Here is a 17,535-nt window from a genome sequence, read left to right on the forward strand (position 1 = left end):
CGACAGGATCCGGTTTCCTGCTCAGCGGCCACCGAACTCCCAGCCGTGCACTTCGACGTCAACGAACTCGTTCCCGAATATCTCGGACGCCGTCGCCGGGCTTGACGCTCGCACGAGTGCCGCGGCACCGAGTTCGGTGAGGCCGTCATCGGTCAATAGGGGACCGAACGCGATCAGGTCGCTGGTGTCGGGCGGAGCAGAGAGCCTTGCCGAAGTCGTTCCGAGTCCCAGCACGAAGTAGCGGTGAGCTCCTTCCCGCCCACTGGGAAATTGCCACATTGTCCGGTCGAGCAGATTGCGCCAGCGGCGCACCATCACGTCCCGGCAGACGCCCGCTCGATAGTTGGGTTCGTTGAATGCGAAGGCCCATGCGGCGGCCGGGTTCGGTAGGTCGACGATGTGCACGCTGCCGGTGGGTGAGCTGTCCGAACGGCTGAGGGTTGGTCCACGGGCGATCAACTCGCCGGCGAAGCCGTCCATATAGTCCCAGTGTCTTTCGACCAGCTGTCGGCGCAGTTTCGTGGCATGGGAGCGGTCGCGATGGAAGACGAGGAATTCCACGGTCAGCGATTCCTTCGATATCTGCCAGGCATGAGGATTTCCAGGGACGGGGTGTGTCGTGCCGCCCTGACGATGTAGATCCCGTTCCAGAGGAACAGGGCCGCCATGGTCGCGATCATCAAGGCTGTGGACAGGCCGACCATGACATCGATCGGAAGCAGGTAGACCAGCGGCACCCGCACCAGAGACTCCCCGATCATGCCGAGTCCCCAGCCGGCGGTGCTCACCCGGAAGGCCCGGCGAACCCGCGGGTCGCTGCGATAGAGAGCGGTGACCCGGGCAGCGTGATCGGCCCGCCAGGCCTGCGTCGCGGCAAGGGTCAACGGAGTGACGGACAACAGGCTGAGCAGGAACAGCACGCCGATCAGTGCGGTCCCCACCGAGTCCTTCAGCAGCAGCATCCGCGGGTCGCCGCCGGTCGCGGACAGGGCGGCCCCCGCGCCGAAGGTGGCCAGCATGACGGCGGAGAACCAGCTGACGTTCCTGTGCCGCAGTGCTTCCCAGATCAGCCGGGCGCCCGCCAGGCAGGTGCTGGCGATTAGCGCCGTCCGGTCTGGGACGCCGAAGGCGTGCATCGTGTAGTAGCCGACCAGAGGCAACGCGATGTCGGCCACCAGGGTCGCGCGCCAGCCGGTCAGCTGCGGGGCGGCAGGGCGGGGCGCGCCGGCGTCCGGAGCGTGCCGAGGCGGGCAGTCCGCCGACGAACTCTCGTGGTGATCGACAGCCATTCCACCGTTATATAACGATGTTGTGCTATGGTCAACGACATGAGCCCACGAGCCGCCGATCCTGCTGTCCGGGCCGCTCTGATCGCCGCTGCGACGCGACTGCTCGGCGCCGGAGGACCCGGTGAGCTCAGCACCCGCCGCCTCGCCGCCGAGGTGGGGACGTCGACGATGAGGATCTATACGCACTTCGAGAACATGGACGACCTGCACGCGGCGGTCCGTCGAGAGGGGTTCGCTCGGCTCGCCGGAGCCGTCCGGGACGCCGAGGGCGTCGACGACCCGGTCGCCGAGCTCGCCGCCGGCAGCCTGGCCTACCTCGATGCGGCGACCGCCGAGCCCGAGTTGTATCGCGCGATGTTCAACCACCGACCGCCACCCGGCGATGACGCCGGCCAGCAACTGTTCGACCTGCTGGCCGGCGTCGTCCGGCGCTGCATCGAAGCCGGCCGTTTCGTGGACGCCGACCTCGCGCCACCGGCCTGTGCGGGTGAGATCTGGGCCGGCCTGCACGGAATGGTGACGCTGGCGCTCGCCGGAATCCTGGCCCCCGATGCTCTGCGCTTTCTGCTGACCGACAACCTGTTTCGTCTCGCGGTCGGGTTCGGCGACGATCCCGAGGCGGTGCGTCGGTCGATCGACGCCGCGGCGAGGACGGCTGAGGTTTCGCGCTGACGTTCACGGGCCGGCGGCGATCAACGTCACGCCGACGACCATCAGCCACAGACCAGGCGACGTCGGCGAACGAGACCACGGCCCCGGCCAGCCGCCAGCCGTGTTCCTCGAACGGACCGACGAACTCCAGTGGGCACAGTGCCAGGACCACCCAGACTGCCACGCCGATGATGCCGATCCGTCCCCCGGTGGCGTCCGAGGTGGCAATGGCGAGGCCGGTGAGCACCGTCCAGGCCGCGGCTCGAACCATGGAAAGGGAAGCGGGAGGGCGGAAAGTGGATGGGTCAGGTGGGGTGGGTCACGTCCTGGATTACGGGCCGGTCGAACGTTAGCGTTCGCTGTTCGGCAGCGCCATCGCCTGTGCCGCGTACCGCTCGACGGCCACCGCACCCGGTGGGAACGCCGCGTTGATCGCGACCAGATGATACACCGGCTGCAGCAGGGGGCTACAAGTATCACATGCCCGGCGAATTGCTGGCCTATCTGCAGGACTTGGGAGATCACCTCGGCCACGTGATCAGCGAGACCGGCGAGTTGCGCGATGCACTGTCGCAGATTCTCAGTGTGAACGCGCTGGTGGCGCAACGCCAGAACGAAGACATGAAGAAGATCTCAGGCTGGGCGGCGATCCTGTTCGCGCCGACCCTGATCGCCGCCGTCTACGGAATGAACTTCGACCTGATGCCCGAACTCCACTGGACGGCGGGCTATCCGGCGGCGGTCGGTCTGATGATCGCCTTCGCCGTCGCACTGTATCTGGTGTTCAAGTGGAAGAAGTGGATGGAGCGCCACGAGGGTAGGGGTCGACATTGCCCTGGTTCGGCGTCGTCCGCCTTGGTTCGAACCACGGAGAGGACGCCGAACGGCCGAAAGGCGGCGCAGGCTAGGGCGCGTAGCGGATGACCAGGGACGGGGCGTTGATAGTGCCTCCGGCAAGGACCGAGACTCCCTTCCAGTCGCCGACGGCGGGTGTGGTGGCGTTGCCGTCGCCGTTGGTGTCGCCACCGATGGTGTCATCACGCAGGCTGGTGAAGATCGCCGGGTTGCTGGCCGGGCCGTTCGCGACCAGCGATCCCTCGACCTCCACATAGGCATCGGTCCATTCCCGGATATGGGTGGCATACTGCCGGAACTTGAGAACCGACCCGGCCGGTGCGGTGAGGGTGACGCCCTTGGCAACCTTCAGGTCCTCAACGATGAAGGGAAGTCCAGTGGTGGGTATCGTCCAGTCCTCGACCAGGGTTCCGCCGATGCCGATGGCGTTGACTCTGTTTCCGGTCGCGATGTTGGCGGCGTATTGCGAGGGCTGAAGCCTTTCGCCGCGGACGAAGATGGCCGGGGAATCGTCCTCGTCCCCGGTGACCTTGTTGTCGCGCACCACGACCGGCCAACTGCCGTCGGCAGCTCCCGGAGAGTCAACGAAGATGCCTCCGGACGACTCGAGAGTGTTTCCGGTGATCGTGATCTCGCCGGGGACTCCGGGTGCGCTGTGGTCGAACACGGCGATGCTGCCGCCGGCGTAGCCCCCGGAGTTATGAGAGAGGTGCGAGTTCGTCACGCGCACGGTGGCCCGCGGATAGTCGGGGTTCTGATTGCCGGGCCGGGACTGGATGCCGCCGCTGTAGCTCTGGACGAGTGCATTGACCCGCAGCACCGCTCCGGTATAGCCCGCCATCTCGTCAACGGGAACTCCGTTGACTTCAGTGCGAATTTCTCCGACGTAGATGCCGCTCCAGTTGCCCGGCTTGGGTGTGGTGGCGTTGCCGTTGTTGTTGGTGTCGCCGCCGATCGTGTCGTCGTGGATGCTGGTGAAGGTGACGGGTTTGGCAGTGGTGCCGTTCACGATGAGTGAGCCGTCAACCGTGGCTGACGCGTTGTCGTTGAACTTCACGACGGTGCCGGCTGCCACGGTGAGCGTGGCCTTCTTCTTGATCGCCAGCCAGCCAGCGACGTAATAGACGGTGCCGCAGTCGGACGGTTGCCATGTGGTGTCTTCGGTGATGGGCACAGTGATGTTGATCACCGTGGGTGTGCAGGCGGCGTAGGTGAAGGCTTTGGTTGTGGTGGTGGTTCCGGCGGGTGTGGTGAGGGTGATGTCGACCGGGCCGGCTGTGTGTGCGGGGGTGAGGGCCGTCACGGTGGTGGCAGAGACGACTTTGATGTTGGTGGCGGGTGAACCACCCACGGTCACTTTGGAGGTGCCCGTCAGGTTGGTGCCCGTAATCGTCAGCGTCGTCCCACCCGTGGCTGGGCCGGTGGTTGGAGCGACGCTGGTGATGGTGGGTGCCGGTGTGGTGGCTGCCTTGTAGGTGTAGTGGGTGTTGCGGTGGTTGGTGGTGTAGCCGTAGGGGGTGACGACGGCGACGTTCACGGTGGTGCCGGGCTTGCCAGCCGGGACGGTGACGGTCATCTTCTTGTCACTGAGTACCTTCATGTTGGTGCCGGCCTTGCCGCCGAAGCTGACCCAGAACGGTTTCACGAAGGACGAGCCGTAGATGGTGATCGTGTTTCCGCCCGCGGCCGGGCCGCTGGCGGGGCTGAGCCAGGACAGCCACGGGGCCGGGATAGCACTGAACTGGGCGGCGGTGTTGGCAGCGGAGATGCCGTGCTCGGTGATGACCTGGACATCGACAGTGCCGGGCTTGTACCGGGCAGGCGCTGTGACGATGATCTGATTCTCCGAGGTGACCCGAATATCCTTACCAGTTGAATTCCCGAACATGACCTTGGTCACATCCACAAAATTGGCGCCGGCGATGACAACCCGCACGGTCTTTCCGATCCGTGCAGCATCGGGATAGACCCGCACCACCCGCGGCGGCGCCACATACCGGTACTTCGCAGCCGCCGAAACTGCGGAGGTGCCGGTCTTGGTGAACACCCGGACATCCACCGTCGTCCACCCAGGAGGCGCCACCACCGTCAGTTTTGTGTCCGAGACGACCGTCACCTGCGAACCAGGCTTGTCGCCGAACAACACCTTGCTCGCGCCAGTAAAACCGGTACCCGTGACAGTCACGACCGTCTTACCAACCAGCGGCCCACGCGCAGGAATGATACCCGACACGACCGGAGCTACCGGCTCCGACGTAGCGACCGTTGAGCGGTTGAGGGGTGATGTTGGGTCTGGTTCTGCCCACGCCACCGATGTACCTGAAGAGGCCAGTGTGATCACCACCGCGATCAGGCTACGAATCCAAGCACGGGTTCTTGTTGGTCGCATGATGTTCCCCTCGTTGGCAGCACACTCTCCAGGATGACCTAGGAGCCGCGCGCCACCATGGGCGCGTCCACGGATCCAAAACATAGCGGAGCTAGACGACGAATTCCAGTGTTTGTGAGGATCTGTCGAGAGGCCGTCATTTTGACCCTGCCAAGCGGCGCGGTTGGCGATCCGCCAATTGGGCACCGCCAGGAGTTTCGGAAGAGTGGCACTGTACTTTCAGCGGTGTAACTACGGTGATGGCGGGGAGTGCGCGAAGTACTGGCTGCAGGTCCTGATCGAGATCAAGAACCGCGGTGTGGTCGACGCCGTCCAGAAAGTCCGCCAGCCGCGGATCGTCCAACGGGTATCGGAGCGCGGCCGCCGAGACCACGGCCAACTGCCTGCCGGTCATGCGTCGGTCAGTTGAACACCCAATACGCCGTGGCGAGAGCTGGCAGCAGGCCGAGCAGGGCCAGCGGATGGTAAGGCTTGCGTCGGTTGATGATCAAGACGGCGATCGCGCCGACCAGCCCGATGACGGCGCTCATTATCCACAGTCCGACGATCGAGTCGGCGGGCAGCTCCTGCTTGCCGCGGGTGATGACGTAGAGCGCGAGGATGATCGCCACCTTGCCGATCACACCGCCGACGATGAGCGACACGACGGTCCGCTGGACGAGGTCGAGGCTCCGCCGCTCTCTCTCGCTGGAGGTCTGAACCTCGTCGCCCATGACACTGGTGCCGAGGTCGGGCTGCTTCCGCACCAACGCGCGCGTTTCGTGGCTCACCAGATCACAGTACCCATTCGGTGCCTCACCCACTCCGAATCGGTGCCCCATCCATTCGGATTCGACGTCTCATCCGCTCCGGCGTCCGCGGGCGATCGCACCGAAACGCCGCGCCCATTCGCGGCGGGCGGTCTTGCCGGCGTCGTTGCGGACCGGTCGGTGCACAAGCCGGACGACGGCCGGCGCGCGGGGTCCGAGCCGGTCGACCGCCCAGGCGCGGAGTTCGGCGGGGGAGAGTGCCGAGCCGGCGATATCGACCACGGCGGCGACCCGCTGCCCCCACTCGTCGTCGGGCAGCCCGAAAGCCACCGCACTGCGCACCGACGGGTGCGATTCCAGGATCCGTTCCACCTCGATCGGGTGGATCTTCTGTCCGCCCCGGTTGATCACGTCGTCGATCCGGTCGATCAGGTGCAGGTAGCCGTGCTCGTCCACCCAGCCCGCGTCGCCCAGGGTGCTCCAGCCGGCCGGGTCGCGGACGCCGCGCCGCATCCACACCGTGCCGGACTGTCCCTGGACAGCGAGCCCGTGCGGCGTCCGGATCTGGATCTCGGTGCCCTCGATCGGACGCCCGACGCTGCCGGGATGCGCCAACCACTCGTCGCCGCGGATCATGGTCAGGCCGGTGGACTGCGTGCCGGCATAGATCTCGACGACCCGCTCCGGGCCGGCCCATTCCAGGAATGCCCGCTTCAGGTCGGGGGCGCAACCCGCGCCCACGTGCAGGATCGTCCGCAAGCCGGCCAGCCGGTCGCTTCCACGCTCGGCCGCGGGCAGGTTCAGCAGCCGGTGCATCATCGGCGGCACCAGGAGCGACCAGGTGATGGCGTGCGTCTCGACGGCGTCCAGCCAGCGCCGCTCGTCGAAGCGGCGCTGGATCACCAGCCGGTGACCGGTGAGCAGGCCGCGGAACGCACAGTCGAAGGTCGTCGGGTGGGTCAACGACCCTCCCACCAGTTGCACCGCGGTTCGGGGCAGGTAGGGCGCGGCCGGTCCGGACGGGTCGAGGACGGCTGGCGTGCTAGCGCGGACCACCCTGACCTGCCCGGTCGGTCCGGACGTCGCGGACGCCTTCCAGGCCGATGCGACCCGATCCGGCAACGGACGCCGGTCAGCGTCCGCGGCAACCTCCGCGAGCCAGTCGATCCCGTGTACCTGCGGTGGCGCGCCGATCGCCAGGCGCGGCTTCGCGAGCTGTTCCGCGGCGGCCCGTTCCACGTCGGTGAGGGACCGGGAGATCGGCAGCGGGGTGGCCCCGGCCCGCCAGATGGCGACGCAGGCGATGACGAAGTCGGTCCCGTTCGGCAGCGTGACGGCGACCAGGTCGTCCGGCCGCACCCCACTTCGCACCAGCAGGTGGGCCAGGCCGTTCGCCGCGTTGTCGAGCTGCCGGGCGGTGAGTGCGCGGTCCTCGTCGACCACCACCACCGCGTCCGGCTCGGTGACCGCGCGATCGGCGACGATCTTCGAGAGCGAGCGGCGCACCGCGATCACCACGCGTTCCGGGGGCAGGTCTGCGTCATTGGCCCAGTAGACCGAGCACCTGTTTCCGGTTGGCTACAGCCATGAACCGATCATGTTTCCACCGCCGCGAATACTGCATGACTGCAAACTTGCGCTACTGGAGTTGTGCGCTGTTCGGACGCCGTCCGCCTTTCATTCTCAGCACCAGCATCTTCGTGCTCGGCTCGGCGCTGTCCAGCTTCGCGATCGGTCTGGGGCTGGGTCAGCTCATGCAGACCCTGACCATGGCCATCCAGGCCGCCGCGCTCGCCCGCGACATCGGCGCGGCCACCGGCTCGGTGGTCACCCCGTACTGGGTCGGCATAGGCGTGATGCTGCTCGCCTTCGGGCGTCACCCTGTTCTACTGGCCGCCGCCGCTACGGACCCGTTCGGCGCTGCAGGATAGGTCCGACCTCGGCAACAATGAGGCCCAGTCGGAAAGGGAGCCCGCTATGAGTGACGCCGTCGCGGACCAGGCCTGCAACTCGCTGCGGGAACGCAAGAAGCTGGCCACCCGCGAGGCGATCCACCGGACCGCCCTGCGGCTCGTGGTGGAGCGTGGCCCCGGCCGCGTCACCGTGAACGAGATCTGCGCCGAGGTCGGCATCTCGCCCCGCACCTTCTTCAACTACTACCCGACGAAGGTCGCGGCAGCCTTCGACCTGCTGGTTGCCGATTTCACCAATGACCAGCGGGCCGCCTTCCTGGCGTCCGGCGACAACCTGCTGATCGACGTGTGCGAACTGCTCGCCGCGAGCGTCGGGCTGCCCCCCGACCATGCGCAGGTCAAGGCCGTGCTCAAAGAGCAGCCGGAGCTGGGGATGGACTTCTGGAAGCAGACCGTGACCCGGCTGCGTCCGCTGATGGAACTGCTGCAGCAGCGGACCGGCGACCTGACGGTGGCGCGGGTGGTCTTCACCATCGCAGTCGCCACGGTCAGCGCCGCGATGGCCTTTCCGGATGGCAGCCTGGACGGCACCAAAGAGCGGCTGCTCGGCGAGATGCGCTGCATCCGCGACGTGCTCGCCGAGCTGCCTGACTGAATTCCTCGGCTCTTTCCCTCGCGCTCGCGCGGATCGGTGGGTGAGATCAGCGCGTCCATGACTGTGCCGCGGTGGGCACGAACGGCTGGGTCCGCAATCGCATGCCGGCCTGTTCCGGCGTCCGGTCACGCTTGACGCCATTGCATTCCGCGCAGGCGGCCACCAGGTTCAGCCACGAGGTCGGCCCGCCGCGGCTGCGCGGAATGACGTGGTCGCGGGTGGACGCCGGACGCCCGCAGTAGGCGCAGGCGTGGCCGTCGCGGCGCAATACGTTCTCCAGGGTGCAGGACGCCGGTCGAGACCGTTGATGCAGCCATTTCGTGTAGACGTAGCTGACCAGCACCAACGAGTGCGGTTGCGGGTAAGGGCCGAAGCTTCGACCCGGCACCGCCTCGTGCACCCGTGCCACGTCGCGGTACAGCATCGCCACCGCATGGCGCAGCGACACCTCGTGCAGCACCTGGTGCGCGTCGGCGTTGAGCACGGTGACTCGATCCATTTCTCGGCCCTCCTTGTCCTTCCGTGTGTCTCGCTGGTCGAGCTTGTCGAGACCTGGTTTCGACAAGCTCGACCAACGGATGCTTCCAGTCAGCCCTTCACGCACAGCAGCGTCTGCAGCCGCGCCATCACCTCGACAAGGTCCAGCTGGGCGGCGATCACCTGGTCGACGTCCTTGTAGGCGCCGGGGATCTCGTCGACGACTCCGGCGTCCTTGCGGCATTCGACCCCGGCGGTCTGCCGGGCCAGGTCGTCGGTGCTGAACATCCGCTTCGTCCGGGTCCGGGACATGCGGCGTCCGGCACCATGGCTGGCCGAGTTCAGCGACGCCTCGTTGCCGAGCCCACGGACGACGTAGCTGCCGGTGCCCATCGATCCCGGAATCAGGCCGAGATCGCCCACCGCCGCCCGGATCGCGCCCTTCCGGGTGACGATCAGCTCGACGCCGTCGTAGGTCTCCCGTGCCACGTAGTTGTGGTGGCACAGGATCGGCTCATCGAAGCGGACGTCGCCGGCATGCCAGCTGGCGAACACCTGCTGGACGGTGGCCAGCATCAGCGTCCGGGACAGCATCGCGTAGTCCTGCGCCCACCACAGGTCGTTCAGGTAGGCGTCCATCTCGGACGTCCCGGCAAGGAACACCGCCAGGTCGCGATCCGGCAGACCCAGGTTGTGCGCCAGGGTCTTCGCGGTCGCGATGTGCCGCTCGGCCAGCTCCTTGCCGATGTTCCGACTGCCCGAGTGCAGGGTCAGCCACAACCGCTCATCGCCTTCGGCCACGCACAACTCGATGAAGTGGTTGCCGCCACCCAGCGAACCGCACTGCGCCATGGCCCGCGTCCGCCGGTCGGCGATCTGCGGAGCCCGCAGGTCGCCGAACGCTCCGAACAGGGTGTCGTAGCGCAGCCGCAGTCCGCGATCGGTGCGCAGCACGGCGGCCTCGCCGTCGTTGCCGCGGTAGCCGACCGGGACGGCGTCTTCGATCGCCAACCGGAGCGTGCGCAGGTCGTCGGGCAGCTCGTTCAGCGTGAGGCTGGTCCGGACGGCAGCCATCCCGCAGCCGATGTCCACGCCGACCGCGCTGGGACTGACGGCGTCCCGCATCGCGATCACCGAGCCCACGGTCGCGCCCTTGCCGAGGTGTACGTCGGGCATCACCCGGACGCGGTCCACCCAGGGCAGCCGCGAGATGTTTCGCAGCTGGTCCAACGCGGCCGGCTCGATGTCGTGGGGATGCGCCCACATCAAGGTGTTGTCTGCTGCGGCACCGGGCAGCGGAACGGGAAAGACGCTCACGGTGTCCTCCTTTCGGTTTGGGTGAATGGCGTGGTCCAGCCAGCAGCGGACATGAAAAGGCCGCCCTGCTCGGCTGGCGAGTGGGCGGCCTGCGTCCGTCGAACGGGCCCGGTCGGAGACCGGGGTTCAGTGCGGAGGCCCACTTCTGCCTGGCTTGTTCTTGCCAAAGCCGTGCCGCTCGTCGAAACGGCACGGCAGCACGACGTTCAGCGCATAGCGCCGCCACGTCGACGCGATAGTCATGCCGTTCATGTGAGAACTCCCTGGTCAGGTCAGCCGACCAGGATATCTACTGAATCCTCGATAAAGCAAGTGGGCTATTGCCGTGAGTTCGGACGCCGTCGGCGGGCAGCCCATCCGCCGTGGCGAGGGCCTGCACGCGGGCCTCCATGGCCTGCACCTGCGAAGGGGCGCGGCCATATTTGCGGCTCAGATGATCGAGGATCGGTTCCGGCTCGCCGTCCGCGTGCGGATCGAGTTCGTACGACCGCAGCCGCACCTCGAAGCGGTCGGCGTCCGGACGTTGGGCGATCGCGGTCTCCAGCCGGTGCTTGCCGAGATAGCACCAGGGCAGCCCAGGTCGCTCCACGACTCGATCACCACTGGTTCGTTTCCGTCACTCATCACGCGCCTCCTCACCGGGTGAACCACGATCGGTTCAGGAACGGGATGATAGGACTCCCGGACCCGTTGCGATTCACATCATCCCGGCGAACGCGGGGATCTCCGCCACGCACGAAGGTCACGGCCCAGATCAAGCCCATTTCGCCGACCGCCCAGGGACGCCCATGTCGTCGGTCGCACTTGTCGAGGTCCTGAACCATAGGGTGCTGACTATCGAGAGGTCGGCCGGTGATGAGTGAACGGGGACGATCGGGCAAGGTAGGACCTGACGGAATGGAGCCAAGGATGAGGGCTGATCGAGGCCGGGCGAGACCCGCGTGGTATCGGCGGCGGTTGCGGCTGGCGCCGCCGGCGTCCGGTGTGCCCGATCCGACGGTCGACCGGGCGGAGGCGCTTGCCAAGCTGGCCGCGCTGATCGCGGCCGACGCCGGCATCCCGGAGATGACCAGGACGCGGCTGCTCGAACCGGACGCGACGGCATCGGTGACCATCGTGATCTGGCACGGCTTCACCAACGCACCCTCGCAATTCGTGGCGGTGGGGGAGCGGCTGCGGGACGCCGGCTACCGCGTCCTGCTGCCTCGGATGCCGCGGCACGGGCTGCCCGATCTGCTGACCCGCGAGCTGGCCGGCCTCACCCAGGCGGAACTGGTCACGCAGGTGGACGACTGCATCGACATCGCGGCCGGCTTGGGCGACGAGGTATGGGTGGCGGGGCTGTCCGCGGGCGGAATCATGGCGTCCTGGGCAGCGGCGACACGGGACGAGGTCAGTCGGGCGGTGCTCGCGGCGCCCCTGGTCGCGCCCAAGGGATTCCCGATGCCGGCCGTACGGTTGTGTGTGAAGTTCCCGCGGATCGTGCCGCGCTCGTACCTGTGGTGGGATCCGCGAAAGAAGGACGCCCTGGACGACAACAGCCCGTACGCCTACCCCGGCTTCCCGATCCCCGGCGTGATGCCGTTTCTGTATCTCTCCGAGTCGTTGTTCGACCACACCGTCACCGTCGGCCACCGGTTGTCACGGGTGGTCCTGGTTACCAACGCGAACGACCTGGCGGTCCGTCAGGACGCCGCGATGGCCTTCAGCGCCGAGGTCTTCGGAAAGGCGTCCGACTACGTGGGCGAGGCCCGCATCGACCCTGCCCTGCAGTGGGCGCACGATTTCGTCGACCCCTGGTCACCGGCCGCAGGGGCCACCGAGCAGGTCTCCGCGTTGCTGGAATCGAGTTTCGGCGTCCGCGAACCCACCGCCGGCGGCGTCCTGGTGCCGCCACTGGTCACACTCGGCTGAACCGTACCTCGTGACCGGGAGAACCGTCCCCTCAGTCGAAGCGGCGGCGTCCCTTGGTCTTCTTCGGACGATCGCGGAATCCCTTGTCACGGGGACCTGACGAGGCGGGGGAGAGCTCGATCAGCTTGCCCGAGATGCGCGTGTCCCGCAGCGCCTCCCAGGTGTCACGGGGCAGGGATGCCGGCAGTTCCACCAGCGAGTAGTCGGCGCGGATGTCGATGTGGCCGAAATCGGAGCGGCGCAGGCCGCCTTCGTTGGCCAACGCGCCGACGATGTGCCGGGGGGTGATCCGTTGCCGCTTGCCGACCGCGATCCGGTAGGTGGCCAGCTGCGGTCCTTCCCGTCGCGGACGCGGGCCGCCGTCGGAGGACGGATGGCCGTCGGTGAAGTCGCGCGGACGCCGCTCCGGCCGCGCCTCGCGGTCGGGTTCGAGCAGCAGCGGTTCCTCGCCCTGCGCCTGCAGCGCCAGCGCCGCGGCGACGTCCAGTTCGGGGACGTCGTACTCGTTCACATAATGCGCGACCACCTGCCGGAACAACTCCAGCCGCTCCGAGCCGAGCGAAGCGGTGATGGCGTCGTCGAACCGGCTCAGCCGGGTGGCGTTGACATCGTCCGCGCTCGGAATCTGCATGGGTTCGAGAGTCTGCCGGGTGGCCCGCTGAATGCTGGCCAACAGATGCCGCTCCCGTGGCGTGACGAACGAGATCGCTTCGCCGCTGCGTCCGGCTCGCCCGGTCCGTCCGATCCGGTGCACATACGACTCGGTATCGGTCGGAATGTCGAAGTTCACCACATGGCTGATCCGGTCGACGTCCAGACCACGGGCCGCCACATCGGTGGCCACCAGAATGTCGAGCTTGCCCGATTTGAGCTGTCCGATCGTCCGCTCGCGCTGCGGCTGGGCCATGTCGCCATTGATGGCAGACGCCGAGAAGCCGCGCGCCTGCAGTTTCTCGGCCAGCGTCTCGGTCTCGTTCTTGGTCCGGACGAAGACGATCATGCCCTCGAAGTTCTCGGTCTCCAGAATGCGGGTGAGCGCGTCGACCTTCTGCGGGTAGGACACCATCAGATGCCGGTGACGGACGTTGGTCGCGGTCGCCGTGCGGCCGCGCAACATGATCTCTTCCGGATCGCGCAGATAGGTGCCGGAGAGCCGCCTGATCGCCGGGGGCATGGTCGCCGAAAAGAGCGCCACTTGCTTTTCGGCGGGCGCCGCCGACAGGATCGTCTCGACATCGTCGGCGAACCCCATGCTCAGCATTTCGTCGGCCTCGTCGAGCACCAGCAGCCGCAACTCGGAAAGGTCGAGCGTGCCCTTGTCGAGGTGATCCATGATCCGCCCCGGCGTGCCGACGACGATCTGGACGCCGCGGGCCAGCGCGCTGAGCTGGACGCCGTAACCCTGACCGCCATACACCGGCAGCACATGGACGCCGGGCAGCCCGCCCGCGTAGGACTGGAACGCCTCACAGACTTGGACGGCCAACTCGCGGGTCGGCGCCAGCACCAGCGCTTGCGGCGCGCGGCTCCGTTTCGGATCGACCAGTTGCAGGGCGGGCAGCGCGAACGCGGCGGTCTTGCCAGTGCCGGTCTGGGCCAGGCCGACGACGTCCCGGCCGGTCAGCAGCAGCGGAATGGTCGCCGCTTGGATCGGGGTCGGGCTCTCGTAGCCGAGTTGGCGCAGCGTCCGGAGCAGCCGGTCGTCGAGACCGAGGTCGGCGAAGCCGGGCGTGGGCTCCTCGGGAGCGGCGGAATCAGTGGAAGACACCCCCTGACCGTAGTGGGTCGACGCCTTCTGCGCCTCTTTGGCGGCGCCTTCCTACACTGGCGGCATGCTCGCTCGTTCCCTCCTGGCCGGTGCCACCGCCGGCGTCTTGGCCCTGTCCGGTTGTGCGCAGGCAGATGTCAGCGTCGACGACGCCTACAGGATCGGCTGTCCCGCACTGGACGCCGTGGCGGCGTCCGGTTCGGTCGTCGGAAAGGCGGCGGTGGCCGGTCTGAAGCAGTTGCGCGACTCCGGTTCGGTCACCGGGGACGGCAAACAGTGGCTGGACGTCGCCATCGACTTCCTTTCGAACCCCGATACGGTCAGCAAGGAAAACAAGAAGATGATCCGGGACGGCTGCTCCGCGCACGGCTACAAGTTGACGAACTTCGGCTGATCCGGCGCCCAGATAAGCAATCTGGTTAGTATTCGCCTCATGAAGCCACAACATGTCTTGGGAATCGACATCGGCGGGACGGGGATCAAGGGAGCTCTCGTCGATCTCGCGGTGGGCGACTTCGTCGGTGAGCGGTTCCGGATCGAGACCCCGGCGACCTCGACGCCGGACAACGTTGCCGACGTGGTGGCTCAGATCGTCGACCACTTTGCCGGCGACCTGGCCGACGGCCCCGTCGGCATCACCTTCCCGGCCGTCGTGCAGCACGGCACCACCCTGTCGGCCGCGAACGTGGACCCGTCCTGGATCGACGCCCCGGCCGAACGGATCCTCTCCGACCATCTCGGACGCCCGGTCGCGCTGGTCAACGACGCCGACGCCGCCGGCCTGGCCGAGGCGAAGTACGGGGCGGCGAAGAACGCCGACGGCCTGGTCATCATCACCACCCTGGGCACCGGCATCGGCAGCGCGATCGTCTACAACGGCGTGCTCATCCCGAACTCCGAGCTCGGTCACCTGGAGATCGACGGTCATGACGCAGAGAAGCGCGCCGCCGCCAGCATCAAGGCCAAGGAGGGCCTGAGCTACGACGAGTACGTGCCGCGGCTGCAGCGCTACTACGAGACGGTCGAGTTCCTGTTCAACCCCGACCTGCTGGTGGTCGGCGGCGGGGTGAGCAAGAAGGCGCACAAATTCTTGCCGAAGCTGAAGCTGCGGACGCCGATCGTGGCCGCCGAGCTGCAGAACCGGGCTGGCATAGTGGGCGCCGCCTGGATCGCCGCCAACGGCTGAGGACGCCCGGCCGAGCGTGTCGAAAGACGGCTGGTTGAGCGAGGCGAAACCCGCTCAGCCAGTCGCGGTTCAGGCTCGCCAGAATCCGGAGAAGGTGATCCGCTCCTTCGGCAGTCCGGCGCGACGAAGCGTCCGGCGCCCCTCGGTGGCCAGTGTGGATTCGCCGACCACGAAGGCGTAGGACGCCTGGCTCGGCGCTTCGATGCTGTTCAGCGCCCGCAGCGCCCCGGCGCCGACCGGTTGATCGGACGCCTCGCGCGGCAGCCAGCGCACGGTGACACCGGCGGGTGCCTGGACGTCGCGCACATCGCCGTGCGCCGGCACCTCGATGATCGCGGTGCCTATGGCGTCCGGCGGCAGGTCGCGCAGAATGCCGCGGACGGCGGGCAGCCCGCTCTCATCCGCGACCAGCAGGTAGTCGGTGGTGTCCCGCGGGGGGTCGAACAAGACGCCCTGGTCGAGGATGGCCACGGCGCTGGCCGGCTGCGCGGTCGCCGCCCAGCCCGCGACGCCGGTCAGCTGGCCCTGATGCCAGTGCAGCACCACGTCGATGTCGAGTTCGGCGTCCTCACCGAACCGCCGGTAGCCGGCCACCGTGTAGTTGCTGCAGTGCGGCCGGTGTTCGTCGGGGATGGACAGGTACGACTTCCACCACAACCGGCCGCGCACCTCGGGTAGCCGCAGGGCGGTGTCGGAGCGGGGAAAGAAGAGCCTGAACCAGTGGTCGAGACCGTGCCAGTCGAACTCGGCCAGCTGGGCGGAGCCGATCGTGACGCGCTGAAACGACGGCGAGATCCGCGCGGTGCGCACCACTTCGGCGGTGAACATCCGTGGCTCGTCCGGCATCAGTCGCGGGTTCGTGGCCATCTGATCCTCTCGGGTTGTCGACGTGTCGGTCGTGGGTGGGGTGCGGTTCCGGTCGGCTCGGACCCGCTGTGGGTGCTACCAGGCAGTGCCCTGGCAGGCGTCCGAACCCGCCGGTTCCACCTGCAGGGTCGCGTGGTCGATGCCGAACTCGTCGCGCAGCACGGCGCTGGCCGCGACCAGGACGGCGGCCGGATCGGTGCCTTCGATGCTGACCAGATGCGCGGTGGCGACGTTCATGCCCGAGGTGAGCGTCCACAGGTGCAGGTCGTGCACCTCGACCACCCCATCCACCGCGGCCAGCCGGTTGCGCGTGGTCGCCGGGTCGATCCCGGACGGCGCCGCCTCGCCGAGCACCCCGATCACCTCACGACCCAGCCGCACGGCCCGGACGCTGACGAACCCGGCCAGACAGAGGGCCAGGATCGGATCCCACAGCCACCACCCGGTCAGCCAGGTCGCGAATCCGGCGATCAGCACGCCGACCGAGCCGAGCGCATCGGCCAGCACCTCCAGGTAGGCGCCCTTGACATTCAGATTCTCCGACGACCCGCCGCGTAACAGCGCGAGCGCGACCAGGTTCACCGCCAGGCCGATCACGCCGACCACCATCAGGACGCCGGCCGGCACCTCCATCGGGCTGCCGAGCCGTAGCACCGCGTTGATCAGTACATAGCCGCAGACGGCGATCATCAGCAGCACGCTGACCCCTGCCGCGAAGATCTCGGCCCGGTAGCGTCCGTAGGTGCGGCGTCCGGTGGTGTCCGGACGGGTGGCCCAATGCGAGGCGGCCAGGGCGACGACCAGGCCGACGGTGTCGGCGGCCATGTGACCGGCATCCGACAGCACGGTCAGCGACCCCGACCAGAGCCCGGCGGCCACCTCGACGACGAAGAAGGCGCCGGTCAGCGCCAGCGCGGCCTGCAGCCGCCAGCGATGTGCCACGCCGGTATGGCCGTGGTGATGACTGTGTCCGGACACCGATTCCTCCTCGACGGCCAGCCTAGAGCGGGACGCCGCGGATTGTGTGCGTCTCGACTTGCGTAAATCGGCCGATCGGTTTCGCGGGCGGAGGTATCAGCCGGACGCCGGCGTGCTCCTGGCGGAAAAGGACTCGAACCAAGGAGTGACCGTGATCTTGCCCGTGCACCCTTCCGCGCTGCTTCGCGGCGGCATCCTGCTGGTCGCGCTGCTGTCGCTGGTCTATCTGCTCTTCGGTCTGCCGGCCGCCTGACTAGTGGGCACGTTCGCATGTTCGTTGGCGTTGGTGCAGCGGCTGCCCCACGGCTCTTTGACTGGGGCATCGACTGCTGGAACCGGTTTCTGGTGGTTATCGCGACCGTTACCGGCGCCGCTGCCTGCTCGAACCGGTTTCTGGTGGCTACCGATACCCCCTGGGGGTTATCCACATCCACCAGAAAGTGGTTCGAGCAGAGACAGCGAGCCGATACCGGTCGGATAACCACCAAAAACTGGTTCCAGTGCCCTCCCGGCACCGGCGACCCACG

General features: G+C 67.5%; 21 protein-coding genes. 9 read left to right on the top strand and 12 right to left on the bottom strand.

The features are described 5' to 3' along the window. Nucleotides 1-21 precede the first annotated feature (21 nt). Nucleotides 22-561: a YciI family protein gene (locus QM619_RS09005; RefSeq protein WP_415107053.1), complete on the bottom strand. Its 540-nt coding sequence runs from the start codon at nt 559-561 to the stop codon at nt 22-24. Between the two features lie 2 nt (nt 562-563). Continuing rightward, complete coding sequence (locus QM619_RS09010) at nt 564-1,289, bottom strand: VC0807 family protein (RefSeq protein WP_415107056.1); 726 nt, start codon at nt 1,287-1,289, stop codon at nt 564-566. Between the two features lie 39 nt (nt 1,290-1,328). On the opposite strand from QM619_RS09010, the gene QM619_RS09015 reads away from it, so the two are divergent. Beyond that, nucleotides 1,329-1,961 carry a TetR/AcrR family transcriptional regulator gene (locus QM619_RS09015; protein ID WP_415107059.1) on the top strand — a complete coding sequence of 211 codons (633 nt, stop codon included), beginning with the start codon at nt 1,329-1,331 and terminating at the stop codon, nt 1,959-1,961. Nucleotides 1,962-2,420: 459 nt separating this feature from the next. Then, nucleotides 2,421-2,864 carry a CorA family divalent cation transporter gene (locus tag QM619_RS09020; protein WP_415107062.1) on the top strand — a complete coding sequence of 148 codons (444 nt, stop codon included), beginning with the start codon at nt 2,421-2,423 and terminating at the stop codon, nt 2,862-2,864. Here QM619_RS09020 and QM619_RS09025 read toward each other — a convergent pair. Further along, nucleotides 2,845-5,139, bottom strand: coding sequence for an IPT/TIG domain-containing protein (locus QM619_RS09025; RefSeq protein ID WP_415107065.1), 2,295 nt, complete (start codon nt 5,137-5,139; stop codon nt 2,845-2,847). The genes QM619_RS09020 and QM619_RS09025 overlap by 20 nt on opposite strands. A gap of 250 nt (nt 5,140-5,389) precedes the next feature. Between QM619_RS09025 and QM619_RS09030 the strand changes: the two genes are divergently transcribed. Then, the gene (locus tag QM619_RS09030) at nt 5,390-5,593 is read left to right on the top strand and encodes a hypothetical protein (protein ID WP_415107068.1); all 204 of its coding nucleotides are present in this window, start codon (nt 5,390-5,392) and stop codon (nt 5,591-5,593) included. Here QM619_RS09030 and QM619_RS09035 read toward each other — a convergent pair. Together QM619_RS09035 and QM619_RS09040 are read right to left on the bottom strand one after the other, a co-directional pair. Beyond that, nucleotides 5,586-5,954, bottom strand: a complete 369-nt coding sequence (locus QM619_RS09035; protein ID WP_415107071.1) for a hypothetical protein — start codon at nt 5,952-5,954, stop codon at nt 5,586-5,588. The two genes, QM619_RS09030 and QM619_RS09035, sit on opposite strands and share 8 nt — an antisense overlap. 69 nt (nt 5,955-6,023) lie before the next feature. Then, nucleotides 6,024-7,448 (bottom strand): class I adenylate-forming enzyme family protein, encoded by a 1,425-nt coding sequence (locus QM619_RS09040; protein ID WP_415107073.1) that lies wholly within the window; start codon nt 7,446-7,448, stop codon nt 6,024-6,026. A gap of 107 nt (nt 7,449-7,555) precedes the next feature. On the opposite strand from QM619_RS09040, the gene QM619_RS09045 reads away from it, so the two are divergent. After that, complete coding sequence (locus QM619_RS09045) at nt 7,556-7,864, top strand: hypothetical protein (RefSeq protein WP_415107076.1); 309 nt, start codon at nt 7,556-7,558, stop codon at nt 7,862-7,864. Nucleotides 7,865-7,910: 46 nt separating this feature from the next. Then, a complete protein-coding gene (locus QM619_RS09050; protein WP_415107079.1) occupies nt 7,911-8,501 on the top strand; it encodes a TetR/AcrR family transcriptional regulator in 591 nt (196 codons plus the stop codon). Nucleotides 8,502-8,547: 46 nt separating this feature from the next. Here the strand turns inward: QM619_RS09050 and QM619_RS09055 are convergent, their stop codons facing one another. The 4 genes from QM619_RS09055 to QM619_RS09070 all read right to left on the bottom strand — a co-directional run bounded on the left by QM619_RS09055 (nt 8,548) and on the right by QM619_RS09070 (nt 10,884). Continuing rightward, entirely contained in the window at nt 8,548-9,000 is a 453-nt protein-coding gene (locus QM619_RS09055) for an HNH endonuclease (protein WP_415107082.1), read from the bottom strand. An 89-nt stretch (nt 9,001-9,089) separates the two neighbouring features. Beyond that, nucleotides 9,090-10,244 carry an RtcB family protein gene (locus QM619_RS09060; protein WP_415107120.1) on the bottom strand — a complete coding sequence of 385 codons (1,155 nt, stop codon included), beginning with the start codon at nt 10,242-10,244 and terminating at the stop codon, nt 9,090-9,092. 177 nt (nt 10,245-10,421) lie between these two features. Further along, nucleotides 10,422-10,547, bottom strand: coding sequence for a hypothetical protein (locus QM619_RS09065; RefSeq protein ID WP_415107085.1), 126 nt, complete (start codon nt 10,545-10,547; stop codon nt 10,422-10,424). 37 nt (nt 10,548-10,584) lie between these two features. Next, entirely contained in the window at nt 10,585-10,884 is a 300-nt protein-coding gene (locus QM619_RS09070) for a DsbA family protein (RefSeq protein ID WP_415107088.1), read from the bottom strand. A 320-nt stretch (nt 10,885-11,204) separates the two neighbouring features. Between QM619_RS09070 and QM619_RS09075 the strand changes: the two genes are divergently transcribed. Further along, nucleotides 11,205-12,209: an alpha/beta hydrolase gene (locus QM619_RS09075; protein ID WP_415107091.1), complete on the top strand. Its 1,005-nt coding sequence runs from the start codon at nt 11,205-11,207 to the stop codon at nt 12,207-12,209. A 31-nt stretch (nt 12,210-12,240) separates the two neighbouring features. Here QM619_RS09075 and QM619_RS09080 read toward each other — a convergent pair whose 3' ends face one another. Next, nucleotides 12,241-13,977 (bottom strand): DEAD/DEAH box helicase, encoded by a 1,737-nt coding sequence (locus QM619_RS09080; RefSeq protein WP_415107094.1) that lies wholly within the window; start codon nt 13,975-13,977, stop codon nt 12,241-12,243. 64 nt (nt 13,978-14,041) lie between these two features. On the opposite strand from QM619_RS09080, the gene QM619_RS09085 reads away from it, so the two are divergent. Together QM619_RS09085 and ppgK are read left to right on the top strand one after the other, a co-directional pair. Further along, nucleotides 14,042-14,371 carry a hypothetical protein gene (locus QM619_RS09085; protein ID WP_415107097.1) on the top strand — a complete coding sequence of 110 codons (330 nt, stop codon included), beginning with the start codon at nt 14,042-14,044 and terminating at the stop codon, nt 14,369-14,371. A 39-nt stretch (nt 14,372-14,410) separates the two neighbouring features. Then, complete coding sequence (gene ppgK, locus QM619_RS09090) at nt 14,411-15,163, top strand: polyphosphate--glucose phosphotransferase (RefSeq protein WP_415107100.1); 753 nt, start codon at nt 14,411-14,413, stop codon at nt 15,161-15,163. 69 nt (nt 15,164-15,232) lie between these two features. On the opposite strand, the gene QM619_RS09095 is transcribed toward ppgK, so the two are convergent. Both QM619_RS09095 and QM619_RS09100 read right to left on the bottom strand, forming a co-directional pair. Continuing rightward, on the bottom strand, nt 15,233-16,030 hold the full coding sequence (locus QM619_RS09095; RefSeq protein ID WP_415107103.1) for a siderophore-interacting protein: 798 nt from the start codon (nt 16,028-16,030) through the stop codon (nt 15,233-15,235). A gap of 75 nt (nt 16,031-16,105) precedes the next feature. Beyond that, a complete protein-coding gene (locus QM619_RS09100; protein WP_415107106.1) occupies nt 16,106-17,008 on the bottom strand; it encodes a cation diffusion facilitator family transporter in 903 nt (300 codons plus the stop codon). Nucleotides 17,009-17,278: 270 nt separating this feature from the next. Here QM619_RS09100 and QM619_RS09105 point away from each other — a divergent pair. After that, the coding region (locus QM619_RS09105) for a hypothetical protein (RefSeq protein ID WP_415107109.1) at nt 17,279-17,535 on the top strand (257 nt) is incomplete at its 3' end.

The organism is Micropruina sp., assembly GCF_047606665.1.
Lineage (GTDB): Bacteria > Actinomycetota > Actinomycetes > Propionibacteriales > Propionibacteriaceae > Micropruina.

Excerpts from the sequence above, each read along its gene's own strand:
- QM619_RS09010 (WP_415107056.1), bottom strand. The coding sequence starts at position 1,289 with ATGGCTGTCGATCACCACGAGAGTTCGTCGGCGGACTGCCCGCCTCGG.
- QM619_RS09015 (WP_415107059.1), top strand. The coding sequence starts at position 1,329 with ATGAGCCCACGAGCCGCCGATCCTGCTGTCCGGGCCGCTCTGATCGCC.
- QM619_RS09020 (WP_415107062.1), top strand. The coding sequence starts at position 2,421 with ATGCCCGGCGAATTGCTGGCCTATCTGCAGGACTTGGGAGATCACCTC.
- QM619_RS09045 (WP_415107076.1), top strand. The coding sequence starts at position 7,556 with ATGACTGCAAACTTGCGCTACTGGAGTTGTGCGCTGTTCGGACGCCGT.
- QM619_RS09050 (WP_415107079.1), top strand. The coding sequence starts at position 7,911 with ATGAGTGACGCCGTCGCGGACCAGGCCTGCAACTCGCTGCGGGAACGC.
- QM619_RS09055 (WP_415107082.1), bottom strand. The coding sequence starts at position 9,000 with ATGGATCGAGTCACCGTGCTCAACGCCGACGCGCACCAGGTGCTGCAC.
- QM619_RS09060 (WP_415107120.1), bottom strand. The coding sequence starts at position 10,244 with ATGTGGGCGCATCCCCACGACATCGAGCCGGCCGCGTTGGACCAGCTG.
- QM619_RS09065 (WP_415107085.1), bottom strand. The coding sequence starts at position 10,547 with ATGAACGGCATGACTATCGCGTCGACGTGGCGGCGCTATGCGCTGAAC.
- QM619_RS09075 (WP_415107091.1), top strand. The coding sequence starts at position 11,205 with ATGAGGGCTGATCGAGGCCGGGCGAGACCCGCGTGGTATCGGCGGCGG.
- QM619_RS09085 (WP_415107097.1), top strand. The coding sequence starts at position 14,042 with ATGCTCGCTCGTTCCCTCCTGGCCGGTGCCACCGCCGGCGTCTTGGCC.
- ppgK (WP_415107100.1), top strand. The coding sequence starts at position 14,411 with ATGAAGCCACAACATGTCTTGGGAATCGACATCGGCGGGACGGGGATC.
- QM619_RS09095 (WP_415107103.1), bottom strand. The coding sequence starts at position 16,030 with ATGGCCACGAACCCGCGACTGATGCCGGACGAGCCACGGATGTTCACC.